Genomic DNA, 14,158 nt, shown 5'->3' on the forward strand with positions numbered 1-14,158 from the left:
CCGCCTCGTTCATTGTCTCAGATGACCGTCAGCTTCACGGCAATATTGCCGCGGGTTGCATTCGAATAGGGACAGCGCTCGTGCGCGCCCGCGACGACCTCCTCGGCCACCGACCTCTCGACACCGGGCAGATTGACCTTCAGTTCGACGGCGAGCGCATATCCGATTGGAACCGGACCCATCGCAACCTTCGCGGTCACTGACGGCTCAGCGGATGGGACGACCTTCCGGGTGCGCGCGACGAGCTTGACCGCACCGAGAAAGCACGCGGCGTAGCCGGCCGCAAAGAGCTGTTCGGGGTTGGTGCCTTCGCCCCCGGGACCGCCCAGCGATTTCGGCACGGACAGCGATACCGACAACAGGCCGTCGGCGCTGGCGGCCTTGCCGTCCCGGCCGCCGATCGCCGTCACCTCGGTCTCGTACAGGATCTTTTCGGGAGTCATCATCATTCACTCTCCAGTCCTAGCGGCTGTTGCGAGCAAGCAGTGCGCGGAAATCGTCGCGCGCCTGGGCGCTGGCCCGCTTGAAGCTCGGCCCGCGGCTGGGCTCGGTGCCATTGAGCTGCCGGAGCTGCACCCACATCTCGGCACTTTTCAGCGCCACCGCCGCGCAATTGACCACCGGCGCGTGCCCGACTTTCAGGCCATGCTCCCTTCCGATCAGAAGGCCCGGCAGTACACCGGCGGGGATCACGACGTCGGCGCCGTGCTCGATCAGCGGGCGTGCGCAGGCGACAAAGTCCTTGATCATGCGGGCTTGCGCGGCCTGATCTCCGTCAAAGGCATCGGCGAAATCCGCCGGCTTGCAGCCAAGACCGGTCACGTGGACCACGCGATCGCCGAGGCCATAACGCTCGGCCTGCTCGTAGTGCCAGACTTCGAAGACGGGATCGAGCGTCACAAGGCCGAGTCTCCGGCCGAGCTGAGAGGCCGCGAGCAACGTCGCCTCGCCGGTCCCGATCACGGGAATGTCGAGCGTCGAGCGCAACTCGTAGAGTCCGGGATCCTGGAAATGTCCCATCACGAAGGCGTCGAACCCGCCCTCCTCCGCCGCGATGCCGTTGTCGATCGCCTGGACGGCGCAGCGCAATTCCGCGAGCCGTCCGAACTCCCGGTCGGGCGGCGAAATGCCCTCGACGTGAACTGTCGTGCCCGATGCAGCAATGTTGTTGAGGTATTCCGACAGCCGCGCCATGTAGGGCGCGTTCACGCTCGCATCAACGAAGCTCTGCCAGAAGATGCGCATCGTCCTTCTCCTCAGGCGGTGATCGGAGGATCGGTCGTCGACGGCCGATAAATATATTTCAATCATAAACTAATTCACGCGTCAAATGCGCTCGGCGTCGCCGCCGACGGCGACCGCCACCGCAAGGGAAGCCCGGCCATTTTGTACGCTCGATCGGCACTGAGGCGCCGCACTCTGGCGAAATTGTATGCAACAACATTTTTTCTGACAGAGCCGTGACACGTGTTGACGGCTCCACCAACAATACTTTAGGCTTTAAGTAATTCCTCGCCGGCCAGGGACCGGTGGATGTTGCAGGGCACCGATTTTGAGAGACTCGATCGTGTGGACAGTCGCCGTGCTCGAACAGCCGGCAGCAACAGCATCGCCGGCCGCGCATCGCGGCCGGACAAACGGCCTTTCGTTGCTTCAGGAAATTCCCGCCCGCATCTGCCGATGGGCCTGTCATTCGAGCGGCAACCAGCGCCATGGCCGCTAAGATCCGGCCGAGCAAACCCTCTTCGGTCGCGCCCGGATTTCGGCGCTGCAGCAATGCTTTCAATCGGTTCATTCGTCGTTCGGGGTCCCCGCACGGCAGCTTCGAGGCATTCCTATCCAGCACCAACGGAGGAGAACGCGTATGCGCAAGACTCTGAGCCTACTCGCACTTGTCGCCGGACTCTTCGCAGCGCCGGCTGCGCAGGCCGACATCACCATCGGCTTCGTCACCTCGCTGAGCGGCAACGGCTCGTCGATCGGAATCCCCTATGGGCGCGGCATCAATGCCGCCTATGAATACAGGAAGACCATCAACGGCGAGACCATTCGCCTGATCCAGCTCGACGACGGCTCCGACCCGTCGGCCGCGACCCGCAATGCGCGCAAGCTGGTGGAAGAAGAGAAGGTGGACCTCCTGATCGGCACGGCCACGGCGCCCTCGACTATCGCCATGGCGGCGGTGGCGAGCGAGCTGAAAGTGCCGATGATCGCGGTCTCGCCGATCGGCAAGCTGCCGGATACGCCGGAGCAGTGGGTGGTGTCGGTGCCGCAGCCGGCCTCTCTCCTCGTCAAGATCGTCGCCGACCGCATGAAGCGCGACGGCATGAAGAACATCGGCTATGTCGGCTTCTCTGACGCCTGGGGCGACCTCGTCTACAACGGCGCCAAGGCCGCCGAAGCCGCCGGCGACATCAAGATACAGACCAACGAGCGCTACGCCCGCACCGACACCTCGGTCACCGCGCAGATCCTCAAGGTGATGGCCGCACGTCCTGACGCCGTGCTGGACGGCGGCTCGGGCACGCAAGGCGCGCTGCCGCTCCTCACGCTCGCCGAGCGGGGCTTCAAGGGCAACACCTACGGCACGGTGGCACTCGTCAATCCGGACTTCGTCAACGTCGGCGGCAAGGCGGCCGACGGCATTCAGGTCTCCGCGGGTCCCGTGATCGTCGCCGAGCAGCTTCCCGACGAGCACTTTGCCAAGAAGATCGCGCTGGATTTCCGCAGCGTCTACCAGAAGACCCATAACATCCCGACCACCGACGGCTTCTCCGCCTATTCCTTCGACGCCTGGCTGATTTTCGCCAACGCTGCCGAGCGCGCGCTCAAGACCGCCAAGCCCGGAACGGCGGAATTCCGCACCGCGCTGCGGGACGCGATCCTCAGCACCAAGGAGCTGCCGGGCGTGCATGCCGTCTACAATTTCAAGCCCGGTGCGGTCACCGGTGTCGACGAGCGCTCGCTCGTCGTGGTGCGCCTGACCGGCGGCGCCTGGAAGTACGCGCCATAACCGGATCAATGGCCCCGGCATCACAGGGAGCAACGACGTCTCAATGACGAGCGACATTGCAGCCATTCTCGCGATCGACGGGATCGCCACCGGGGCCGTCTACGCCCTGGTGGCGATCGGGACCGTCCTGATCTTCACGGTGACGCGGGTCATCTTCATTCCCTTCGGCGACATCGCGGCCTTCACCGCGCTGACGTTGGCTGCCCTCGACGCGAAGCGCTTTCCCGGCACGGGAGCGCTGGTCGTGATCCTGGCCTGTCTTGCGACCCTGATCGAGATCATCTCGCTGGTGCGCTCCGGCGAACTCCGGCTGCTGCCCCGCGCGCTGTCCTTCTATCTCCTGCTTCCGCTCGCCGTGGTCGGTGCAGCCTGGCTTGTCATGCGCCTGGACCCGCCGCTTGCCGTCAGGCTCGTGCTGGCGCTGATGCTGATCACGCCGATCTCCCCGCTTCTGGATCGGATCGTCTTCCGTCCCATCGCTGACGGCACCGTGCTGCTGTTGCTGACGGTGTCCGTGGCGCTGCATTTCGCGCTGGTCGGCCTTGGCCTGTTGTTCTTCGGGCCCGAAGGGGTTCGGACCGAGCCGCTGACCTCGCTCTCGACCGAGTTCGCGGGCGTGCTGATCTCGGGCCAGACCATGCTGATCGTGATCGCGGCACTCGTTTTCAGCGGCCTCCTCTACCTCTTCTTCGACTTCACGCTGGTCGGAAAATCGCTGCGCGCCACGGCCGTGAACCGGACCGGCTCCCGGCTGATGGGAATACGCCCCGCCCGCGCCGGCACGATCGCCTATCTGCTGGGGTCGCTGATGGCCGGCGTCTCGGGCATCCTGATCGCTCCGGTGAACACCGTGTTCTACGATTCCGGCTTCCTGATCGGCCTCAAGGCCTTTGTCGGCGCCATCGTCGGCGGCATGACCAGCTATCCCGGTGCGGCGATCGGCGCCGTCGGCGTCGGCATCCTCGAAAGCTTTGCCTCCTTCGAGAGCAGCGCGCTCAAGGACGTCATCGTCTTTTCGCTGCTGATCCCGATCCTGATCTGGCGATCCCTCGCCTCGCTGCATTCCGAGGAGGAGATCGAGGAATGACGCGCCTCCACATTCAGCTTGCCGCCGTCCTCGCCGTGCTGTGTCTCGCGGTGGCTCCCTTCGTGCTCAGTCCGTTCAGCATCACGCTGATGAACTATATCGGCATCTATTCGCTGGTCGCCATCGGTCTTGCACTCCTGACCGGCGTCGGCGGCATCGTGTCGTTCGGTCAGGCGGCGTTCGTGGGCGTCGCCGCCTATGCAACCGCGTGGGTCTCCGCGTTGAACGGGTACTCCCCGTGGCTCGGCCTCGTGTTCGGCGTGGTGCTGACCTGCGGCGTCGCAACCGTTCTCGGCGTCGTCACCCTGCGACTTCAGGGCCATTTCCTGTCGCTCTCGACCGTCGCCTGGGGCCTTGCGATCGGCTTCCTGTTCGGCAATGTCGAGGGGCTCGGCCGCTTCAACGGCATCTCGTCGATCCCGCCGATCAGCTTCGGTTCGATTGCGCTGGTCACGAGCGCCCAGATCTATTTCCTGATCTGGGGCATCGTCGCCGCGGTGCTTTTCCTCGGCTACAACCTGCTGGACTCCCGGCTCGGCCGCGCCATGCGCGTGCTCCGCGGCGGCAATACGCTGGTCGAGAGCCTCGGCATCAACGCTTTCCGCATCAAGCTCGTGACCTTCGTGATCGCGGCCTTCCTCGCCTCGCTCTCCGGCTGGCTCTATGCGCATATGAGCCGCTTCATCAGCCCGGGTCCGTTCGATGCCGGCATGGGCATCGAATATCTGATGATGTCGATGGTCGGCGGCGCCGGCAGCCTGCTCGGCGGCGTCGTGGGGGCCGCGGTCGTCACGCTGCTCAAGAACAGCGTGCAGGATTATCTGCCGCTGATCGCCAAGGGTGCCTCCGGCCAGCTCGAGATCGTCGCCTTCTCCGCACTGTTCATCCTGTTCCTGCAATGGGCCCGGCAGGGCATCGTTCCCTTCGTCGCGCGCTATCTGCCCAAGGCCAGGCGCGAGCGACCTCAACCGGCGCCGCCCCTGCCCCGTCGCGCGCAACCGACGCCCGGGGAGCTGCTTCTGAAAGTGGATGGCGCCGAGCGCCGGTTCGGCGGCCTGGTCGCCGTCAACAATGTCAGCTTCGAAGTCCGCGCCGGCGAAATCCTTGCCGTCATCGGCCCCAACGGCGCCGGCAAGAGCACGATGTTCAACTGCCTGACCGGGGCGCTCCGGGTCAACAAGGGTGAGATCGTCTTTGCGGGACGCCCGATCACGCATGACGCGCAGTCCCGCATCGCCAAGGCCGGCGTCGCCAGGACCTTCCAGCATGTGAAGCTGAGGCCGCGCATGAGCCTTTTGGAAAACGTGATGCTCGGCACCTATGCGCGCACAAGCACCGGCCTGTTAGCCGGCGCCTTCCGCCTCAACGGGCGTGAGGAAGCCAGTACCCGGCACGAGGCGCTGATGCAGCTCGAACGTGTCGGGCTCGGCGACAAGCCGTTCGAGCTCGCGGGCAATCTGCCGCTCGGCAACCAGCGCATTCTGGAGATCGCGCGTGCGCTCGCCGCCGACCCTGCGCTGCTGGTGCTGGACGAGCCCGCCGCCGGCCTTCGCCGCCAGGAGAAGCTGCGGCTCGCGGAGCTGCTCAGGTCGCTGCGGGCAGACCATCTGACCATCCTGATCGTCGAGCATGACATGGAGTTCGTGATGTCGCTGGTCGACCGCATCGTGGTGCTCGATTTCGGCTCAAAACTCTGCGAAGGCGCGCCAGCCGCGATCCGCAGCGACGAACGGGTCCAGGAAGCCTATCTCGGAGGCGTCGCGTGAGCGAGATGCTGTCCATGACGGATGTGACGGTCTGCTACGACAATGTCGAAGCGGTCCGCAACGTGTCGCTGTCGGTCGAGGAAGGTCAGATCGTCACCGTCATCGGCCCGAACGGTGCCGGCAAGACCACGCTGCTGATGGCGGCCATCGGCCTGCTGGCCTCGCGTGGCCGCATGGTCTTCCAGGGTCACGACATCGGCAGGATGTCGGTCGAAGATCGCGTCGAGCGCCGGCTGTGCCTGGTGCCGGAGAAGCGCGAGCTGTTCTCCGACATGACGGTCGCGGACAACCTCCTGCTCGGCTCCTACAGCCTGCGCGACCGCTCGGGCGTCCAGAAGACACTGGACGAGGTCTATGATCGCTTCCCCCGGCTGAAGGAACGGCAGCGCCAGGCGGCAGGCACGCTCTCCGGCGGCGAGCGCCAGATGCTCGCGCTCGGCCGCGCGCTGATGGCCAAGCCGAAACTGCTCATGCTGGACGAGCCGAGCCTCGGCCTCGCGCCGCTGATCGTGCGCGAGATCTTTCGCACCATCGCGTCCCTGCGCGATCTCGGCGTGTCGATCCTGCTGGTCGAGCAGAACGCCCGCGCCGCGCTTGAGACAGCCGACTACGGCTATGTGCTCGAGACCGGCGAGGTCGTGCAGTCAGGTCCGGCCAAGGATCTCATCCACGACCCCCGGCTGATCACGGCCTATCTAGGTGGACACTAGAGCGAGCCGGGATCAGGCCCGGCGAGCCACACAACAAAATATCGAAAAACAACCCCATGCACAGTAGCTGGCGACAGCGATATCAATGGTTTGATACCCAGCAACTGCGGATTTTACGAAATCAACTTGATCCGTCGGGCAAAACAGTGGCACAATGCCATCATCGCTGCCCATGGATAGCCGATGGCTTTCATCGCCAACTCGGACATCCCAGTTACAAGGGGATCAGCAAGCTAAAGCCCGCCCGCGACAATTGGGAACGGTGGAGCACACCATCACCCGATGAAATGGCGTCGCCTGCGCGCCCACATCTTGGGCGACAGCAAAGGCTAATCAATGATGCTCTAGTCGGCGCGATAAATCGAACATCAGTTGCGCTCCATCTTGAATCCGCATTTTGGCACAAAGTGCATATTACGTCCGGCCTCGCCGAAGACCGCTATTGGCTCATGGCAGACCTATCGTGGCCGTCTGCTTGATGTCGGCTTTTGACCCAACTGCGACATCGCTTGGCAGCATCCAGTTTTCGCCGGAGCCCTTTCAATTGGGCGAGAGGTCCGGCGATCTGCGCTTCCGGCGATAGATGCGCCTTCGCTGGCTATTCCAATGTGCTATTCTTATCGCATAGGCCATAGGTATCCCATGACAGGTACTGCAGAGTGGCTCGCATCGATCGGTTTGGGGGAGTACGCCCAGCGTTTCGCCGAGAACGCCATCGATTTCTCGGTCGTTAGCGATCTCACGGAGCAGGACCTCAAGGACCTTGGCGTCCTGCTTGGGCACCGGCGCAAAATTCTGCGCGCAATTGCAGAACTCAAGAGTGAAGTCCTCGTATCAGTCCGAACGGCCGCCAAACCGGCGCCGCGGGACAGCGCCGAGCGGCGCCAACTGACGGTCATGTTTTGCGATCTGGTGGACTCGTCGGCACTTGCGGCCCGACTGGATCCAGAGGACTTGCGCTCGGTAATCGGTGCCTATCACGACTGCATCGCGGGTGTCATCGCCCGGAATGAGGGCGTCATCGCGCGGTACATGGGGGATGGCGTGCTTGCCTATTTCGGCTATCCCCAGGCCCACGAGGACGATGCCGAGCAGGCGACACGCGCGGGGCTGACACTGGTCGATGCCGTGGCCAACCTCCAGACAGATATCGGTACGAGGCTACAGGTCCGCGTTGGCATCGCCACCGGAATGGTCGTCGTGGGTGATCTGACCGGCGAAGGCGCCGCCAAGGAGCACGCGGTCATTGGTGAGACACCGAACCTGGCCGCTCGCCTGCAGCAGTTCGCCGAGCCCGGCATGGTGCTGATTTCCGAGAGCACACACCAGCTCACCGATGGACATTTCGAGTACCGCGATCTCGGCCCTGTCGCGCTCAAAGGATGGGCGGAACCAATACCTGCCTGGCAGGTGCTCGGGATCAGTGGAGCGGAAAGCCGCTTCGAGGCGCAGCACAAGACGCGGTTGACATCGCTAATCGGGCGTGACGAGGAGATCGAGCTGCTGTTGCGGCGCTGGCGGCATGCCGCGTCAGGCGAAGGCTGCGTCGTGGTTCTAACTGGAGAGCCGGGTATCGGTAAGTCGCATATCGCGCTGGCGCTTCAAGAGCGGCTCCAGGCCGAACCACACATTACGGTACGGCACTTCTGCTCGGCGCACCACGCCAACAGTGCGCTGTATCCATTCATCGTCAACCTCGAACGTGCCGCCCGGTTCGAGCGAGGCGAGACGCCGACGGAGAAGTTTGCCAAGCTTGAAGCTCTGCTCTTGCGGTTTGGCGCCGATGCAGACCGCGTGGTGCCGGCCCTGGCCAATCTTCTGTCGCTTCCGCTCTGCGACCGCTATCGCCTTCCCGAAATGACTCCGCAGACCCGCAAGGACATGACGCTGGCGGCGTTCCTGGCCCAGCTCGAAGCATTGGCGGCGCGTCAGCCGGTGTTCGTGATATTCGAGGATGCCCATTGGGCGGATCCGACGTCGCTGGAACTGCTCGCGGTTACACTGGAAAAGCTGCCGCGGCTTCGCGTACTGCTGCTGATCACGGCGAGACCGGAGTTCGCCCCGCCCTGGCCTGGTCATGCCCATGTGACGACGATCTCGCTCACGCGGCTCAGCCGGCGCAACGGGGCGGCATTGGTCGAGCGCGTCACCGCCGGCAAGACGCTCCCCGAGGAGGTCATGCACCAAATCCTCGCCCGTACCGATGGCGTACCCTTGTTCGTCGAGGAACTGACGAAGGCCGTGCTCGAAACCGGGCTGTTGCAGGAGCGGGACGACCATTACACGCTCAGCCGTCCGCTACCATCGATGGCGATTCCGACGACGTTGAGCGCATCGCTGATGGCCAGGCTCGACCGATTGGCTCCGGTGAAATACGTGGCTCAGATCGGCGCCGTCGTGGGGCGCGAGTTCTCCTACGAACTGCTGAGCGCCGTTGCCGAGTTGCCAAGGCAGACGCTGGAGGAGGCGCTTGCCCAGCTTGTCAGGGCGGAGCTGATATTCTGCCGGGGCGAGATACCCCGGGCGGTCTATACTTTCAAGCATGCGCTGGTACGCGACGCTGCCGAATCCGGACTTCTGAAGAGCCGACGCGCGACGCTGCACGCCACCATCGCGGACGTGTTCGAGCAACAGTTCCCGGAAATCGTGGAGGCTCAACCCGAGACTCTCGCGCTCCACCTCACGGAGGCGGGACTGTTCGAAAAGGCAGGAGAATATTGGCTTCAGGCGGGAAGGAAGGCGGCCATGCGCTCCGCCAACCTCGAAGCTATCGCACACCTGCGGAAGGGCATCGAGGTGTTGGCCCATTTGGCCGACGGTGCCCGGAAGGACAGACGAGAGCTTGATTTCCAGTTCGCGCTGGGACCATGCCTGATCGCTACCCAGGGACCGGCATCGCCACATGCGGTGGCGATCTTCGCTCGCGCGCGCGAGCTGTGCCAGCGCCTCGAAGACCCCCCCGAGCAACTACAGATCATGTTCTGGTTGACCACCGCGAGCGTCATTCGTGGTGAGTTGCCGGTCGCCGAGGAAATGATCTCGGCGCTGCTCGAACTCGCGGAGGCGCGCGGCGATCGACCAACGTTGCTCAACGCGATGCGTGGACAAGGCATGATTCGACTTTTCATGGGACATCTCGAAGGAGCCCACGAAGTGATCGTACGGGCCTTCGAAGCGTTCGAGGCAAGCAACGAGCAGGACAGATTGGCGGCGCGTGCCGCCGGCCAGGATGCGGGCGTGGCCGACCTTGCCCTGATGTCATGGGTGCTCTGGCTGCTGGGCCGCCCCGATACCGCGCTCGCACGACTGGATACCGCCATTCGGCGTGCCGACGCCATTGGTCATCCGCATTCGCAGGCCTATGGATGTTACTATGCGTCCATTCTCCACGCTCTTCGGGGCGAGTTCCTGACTGCGCACGGCTATGCGGAACGCTGTCTTGCCTTGTCGGAGGAGCACGGATTCCGGCAATGGAGAGGATTGGCGCGCGCCGTTCGGGGGATAAGTGCCAACTTTCTTGATCCTTCGTCCGCCGCGCTCGCGGAAATCCAGGGTGCGATGAACGAATATCGCAACGCGGGCTATCAGCTCGGCATCACGGCCCTATACGTGCTCCTGAGCCCGGCCCTATTGTCGAGCCGTCAGCGCGAAGCCACGCTCGAGCTGATCGAACAGGGCCTTGCAACAACCAGCCGCAATAGCGAGCGGATATTTGAGGCCGAACTGTATCGACTGAAGGCGCGCGTGCTGCTCTTCGATGACGTACCGGGAGCCGGCACCGAGGCGCAATCACTGTTCGAGCGCGCATTGACAACTGCAAGAAGCCAACACGCCAAGGCCCTTGAACTTCGAGTTGCAGTAGACCTTGGCGCTTTATGGATCGACCAGGGCAGACGCAAGGACGCGCTCAATCTGCTCGCGCCCATCTACGCCGGGTTCGCCGAGAGTTTTGAAACGCAGGATCTAAAGCAAGCGAAGGCACTGCTCGATCGACTGCAGTAATTTTGCCCGGATCACAGATATTGGAGTCTGGTTCAGCGGTCGCAGAGCTACTTGCCTTTGGCACTAGGCATCCGCTCGCTCTTGGCATTTACGATACGTATCTTTCACCTTTTGCCATCCCTCCTTGTCGTTCTTCTCTGGATGCTCATTTATGAAGTGTGGCCCATCATGCGGGTCGAGGTCTGCATGTGCGTGATACCTCTTGATTGCTTGTTCCGCAGCAGCTCTTCCCAACACTCGCCCGTTATAGAGGTTGCTGTGATTCCATTTGAAATTGATGTGCCCCGGCACCTGGATCTCGACGATTATGCCTTCCCATTTGGGTTCGTCGTACTGCACGTGATATTTGAAGATCCTGACGTCATCTTCGCCAACGGTCGCTGCGAATAATTGGCAAAGATTCGCCAGGGCATCATGAAGGTCTTTCGGTTTGCGGACCTGCTTCGAATCGACGATCCTGCTCACCCATATTTCGTCCAGATCACGGTGCTCCTCGAGCAAGCTCTCGAAGTTGACCGTGTCGATCAGCGCTCCTTCGCAGTACGTAACTCCGTCGATCTCAACTGTTTCTTCGATGAAGGGAAGAGCTGAGCACGCACATAGGCTGGACGCGCTAATTGGCCCTTTGTACTCTTTCTTGTCGGCTTGCTGGATCATTGGTCTGTTGGAAAACAACGCGAGCTTATGGTCATCAAGATTCCAGGCGTTGTGAAATATGACGGGCTTTCCAGGCTCTTTGAGCGCTTCGAACTTTATGCTCTTCATGAACTGGCTATTCGGATAGTTGATCTTGGAGAGGCCAGTGACATGGGACAAGTACATCATTGACGTGAGATAGCGAACGAAGGGATTGGGTGCCAGGACCTGATTAAGGATCCATCTGTTGATGTCTCCGTCGTCCGGGATCGTGAACTTCTGTTGAGGGAACCAGAGCGACATAGAATCCCTGAAGGCATTCACCATGGTCGATGGGTCCCATAAATGCAGATAGTTCTTGGGATCCATGACGAAGCTGGTCAGAGCCCTGCTCATGCTTCCTGCCCAATCCGGACCAAACACGGTGTTTATGGGGAAGCGCTTATAGCCTTCGTCGTCTCGAAACACGCCATTCTTGAAGAATTGATAGGTCTTTTCCGCCCTGGCTTTGTTTTCAACTCCATCAAACTGATTGTAGACGATCCCAACCCAGGCGCCGATGCAGGACAAAGCCCACACCTCAAACTCTATATCTGCGTTGGCAAGGGCTTCCAGAACCCCGATGTGCAATCCTGCTGCCGGACCGCCTCCGCCGAGCGCAATCGCTCTCTTTACCATCAGATCCTCCATCTGATTTTTCGTGTGGCTTATTCTCCAATCAACTTTCTGAATTGCGTGAAGAATTGGTCATTCTTGGGCTCTCGGCCGCACAGAATGCCATCGAACCAAATCTGACAGTTCATAGAGCCAGCATTGCGAAATACGATACGTGCGACGGAGCGGTGGACGTCGATATTCGATCTCGAATCTGCTGATCCCACTGGCGCACGAAGAGCCTGCTTAGCCTATCGCGGTCTGAACCGTCCATTTGTGAACCACTTCACGTACGATACTTATAGCCGCCCATGGCCGCGGACCTGTTGTCCAATCGCGACTTCCGTTATTGGCCCAAAGCGGACGCTTTGTAGTCTTTGCTCAGATGTCGGCTTGTGACCCGGAACGGACATATCGAAATCAAAACAGACCGAAACGGACGAGAAGCACCGCGACTCAACTACGGGAGTCCTTTTGTCACCGTAAAGGGATTGAACCCACGTTCCGCGAGGGCAGCCCACGAAGCTGCGCCAAGATGTGACAATCGGAAATAGAGCCGCGGTTTGGTCGGATCGGTGTCCAACACGAACCCGGTCGGCAACTCGCGGGCAGTTGTGGCATAGAACCCACCATCCGGCGACCTCTGGGATTCGACTACAGCGATCAACGAGTCTGCCCTCCCAGTCCTGCCGAGCAATTTCATCAAGAGAGCCATTTGGCCCGTTCCTTCGGTCCACACACCGTCTCGGTCTTCACCGTAAGAAAAGCCCTCATCGACACTCATTCGCTGTTCGGCGGTCGTAATTGCCGATGCAAATTTCTCGACCGCTCCGTGGAGCGCTATTAAAGGCCAGACCTGAGCATCGAGAGCCAAAATCGGATTGTGCGTGACACCGTCTTCAGCGGTACCTGCGGCGAAACAGGCGCATGCCGGATCCCACATCGTATTTACGAAGTACTCAGCGACCGTTGCCTTATCGCGCCAGCGCGAATCCCCTGTACGGATCGCAAGAAGGCCAAACGCGGCGGCGAGGTCAGTATTATGTTCAGTCGATTTCCACGTCCGCACTTCCGGCGTCGGTTCGTGCCCAAACGTACCACCCGTGAAACCGCCAGTACCGCGCGTATCGGCCCATTGCGCGACCCAGGCGCCAAGCCGTGCTGCACCATCGCGGGACCGAGAGCCGGCGTTCACATCATCAAGCGACAGCAACGCCAACATGGCCCATGCCATGTTACCAACATCGCTGCCCACCTGATATCGATCCTCTAACCATTTGTTCTGAGTATTGTCCCACCACCCCGGAAGTTTGACGGGGCCATTCCCCACCACGCCCGCGGCGTAAGCGTTCCGGAGCCGTCCATCATGCCAGGTGCGGTCGTTGTCGATGGCCCAGAGAAGCGCCGAGCCAATCCGATACGCTTTGTCTTGCTCACCGCAACCGACCAACGCGATGGCGGCTACCGCATTGTCATAGAGGTAGGCGGCGCCATGCAGAGGCCCCGATTCGACGGTCGGATAGCTGGGCAGGAACAACGGCCCTGATGGCGGTGCCTTATCAATTAGACCAGCGAGGTATCCGCACGCTGACGTTTTTGGTGCTGTTGAGGCTTGCAGTGGAGCGGAGGCCATCATGATTGCGAAAGTCGCGACGATCCAAGTCTGAAGGCAGAGTCCGCGACAACGGTAGAAGCAATAAGTGATTGGTGCCGGTAGCATTTCGCTGCCTCTCGTGTCTTTTCAACCAAGATAGACTTTAGGACATCGGGAAGAATGCCGGTCAGGATCGAGAAAAAATGTGCCTTCGTCTTCAATGGCAGCTTATGGCACTTTTCGGACCTGCGGCGGCAGTGTTCCGATGTCCACTGTTGAGGGTTGAACGGACCTAAATCAGCCGCGCCCGAAGGTCGCCTTTTGACCCAGACCGGACCACCCGTTCGCCGCGCAGGCATTGGGCTTAGGCTCGACCGGTCCTCGCGCTAGTTTGAAGGACCTCGTGTTGCCAGACAGAGCGGTCGTCCCCATCGTATAGTGATCAGAAACCGCCAGCCACGAAAAGAACAGACTACTGGCGATTGCCGCGCTTGCGCCGCCTGCTTGGGCGGAAGGGCGGAGGTACGGGTGCCAGGGCGAGCCCCTGGTACGGTATGGCAATCATCCCTCGACCATGGCCGATGAGTGCCGGTCATGCCAGTCCCGTGGATTATCGAAGAGCTGATCTATGGCCAAAAGCATTCTTGTCATCGTTGCTATTCTCGCAATTTCTACTTCTGGCGCTTTGGCCGCACA

General features: G+C 61.5%; 9 protein-coding genes. 5 read left to right on the forward strand and 4 right to left on the reverse strand.

The annotated features are described in order from the left end of the window. Nucleotides 1-17: 17 nt before the first annotated feature. Nucleotides 18-446: an Ohr family peroxiredoxin gene (locus tag AB7531_RS29185; RefSeq protein WP_187388084.1), complete on the reverse strand. Its 429-nt coding sequence runs from the start codon at nucleotides 444-446 to the stop codon at nucleotides 18-20. A gap of 16 nt (nucleotides 447-462) precedes the next feature. Further along, complete coding sequence (locus AB7531_RS29190; protein ID WP_063984212.1) at nucleotides 463-1,245, reverse strand: aspartate/glutamate racemase family protein; 783 nt, start codon at nucleotides 1,243-1,245, stop codon at nucleotides 463-465. 619 nt (nucleotides 1,246-1,864) lie between these two features. Between AB7531_RS29190 and AB7531_RS29195 the strand changes: the two genes are divergently transcribed. The 5 genes from AB7531_RS29195 to AB7531_RS29215 all read left to right on the forward strand — a co-directional run bounded on the left by AB7531_RS29195 (nucleotide 1,865) and on the right by AB7531_RS29215 (nucleotide 10,578). Next, nucleotides 1,865-3,013, forward strand: a complete 1,149-nt coding sequence (locus tag AB7531_RS29195; RefSeq protein WP_063984213.1) for an ABC transporter substrate-binding protein — start codon at nucleotides 1,865-1,867, stop codon at nucleotides 3,011-3,013. A gap of 43 nt (nucleotides 3,014-3,056) precedes the next feature. Next, a complete protein-coding gene (locus tag AB7531_RS29200) occupies nucleotides 3,057-4,100 on the forward strand; it encodes a branched-chain amino acid ABC transporter permease (RefSeq protein WP_014496274.1) in 1,044 nt (347 codons plus the stop codon). Further along, a complete protein-coding gene (locus tag AB7531_RS29205) occupies nucleotides 4,097-5,866 on the forward strand; it encodes a branched-chain amino acid ABC transporter ATP-binding protein/permease (protein WP_231144535.1) in 1,770 nt (589 codons plus the stop codon). Before AB7531_RS29200 ends, AB7531_RS29205 begins: the two co-directional genes overlap by 4 nt. Beyond that, a complete protein-coding gene (locus tag AB7531_RS29210) occupies nucleotides 5,863-6,576 on the forward strand; it encodes an ABC transporter ATP-binding protein (RefSeq protein ID WP_014496276.1) in 714 nt (237 codons plus the stop codon). The genes AB7531_RS29205 and AB7531_RS29210 overlap by 4 nt, the downstream gene beginning before the upstream one ends. Before the next feature lie 642 nt (nucleotides 6,577-7,218). Continuing rightward, nucleotides 7,219-10,578, forward strand: a complete 3,360-nt coding sequence (locus AB7531_RS29215) for an adenylate/guanylate cyclase domain-containing protein (RefSeq protein WP_441280201.1) — start codon at nucleotides 7,219-7,221, stop codon at nucleotides 10,576-10,578. 63 nt (nucleotides 10,579-10,641) lie between these two features. Here the strand turns inward: AB7531_RS29215 and AB7531_RS29220 are convergent, their stop codons facing one another. Both AB7531_RS29220 and AB7531_RS29225 read right to left on the reverse strand, forming a co-directional pair. Continuing rightward, complete coding sequence (locus AB7531_RS29220) at nucleotides 10,642-11,904, reverse strand: patatin-like phospholipase family protein (protein WP_063984216.1); 1,263 nt, start codon at nucleotides 11,902-11,904, stop codon at nucleotides 10,642-10,644. A 424-nt stretch (nucleotides 11,905-12,328) separates the two neighbouring features. After that, on the reverse strand, nucleotides 12,329-13,405 hold the full coding sequence (locus tag AB7531_RS29225; RefSeq protein WP_063984217.1) for a hypothetical protein: 1,077 nt from the start codon (nucleotides 13,403-13,405) through the stop codon (nucleotides 12,329-12,331). Between the last annotated feature and the right edge of the window lie 753 nt (nucleotides 13,406-14,158).

Origin of the sequence: Bradyrhizobium sp. 63_E2_N1_3 (assembly GCF_052076005.1) — a bacterium.
Lineage (GTDB): Bacteria > Pseudomonadota > Alphaproteobacteria > Rhizobiales > Xanthobacteraceae > Bradyrhizobium > Bradyrhizobium barranii.

Excerpts from the sequence above, each read along its gene's own strand:
- AB7531_RS29185 (WP_187388084.1), bottom strand. The coding sequence starts at position 446 with ATGATGACTCCCGAAAAGATCCTGTACGAGACCGAGGTGACGGCGATC.
- AB7531_RS29190 (WP_063984212.1), bottom strand. The coding sequence starts at position 1,245 with ATGCGCATCTTCTGGCAGAGCTTCGTTGATGCGAGCGTGAACGCGCCC.
- AB7531_RS29195 (WP_063984213.1), top strand. The coding sequence starts at position 1,865 with ATGCGCAAGACTCTGAGCCTACTCGCACTTGTCGCCGGACTCTTCGCA.
- AB7531_RS29200 (WP_014496274.1), top strand. The coding sequence starts at position 3,057 with ATGACGAGCGACATTGCAGCCATTCTCGCGATCGACGGGATCGCCACC.
- AB7531_RS29205 (WP_231144535.1), top strand. The coding sequence starts at position 4,097 with ATGACGCGCCTCCACATTCAGCTTGCCGCCGTCCTCGCCGTGCTGTGT.
- AB7531_RS29215 (WP_441280201.1), top strand. The coding sequence starts at position 7,219 with ATGACAGGTACTGCAGAGTGGCTCGCATCGATCGGTTTGGGGGAGTAC.
- AB7531_RS29220 (WP_063984216.1), bottom strand. The coding sequence starts at position 11,904 with ATGGAGGATCTGATGGTAAAGAGAGCGATTGCGCTCGGCGGAGGCGGT.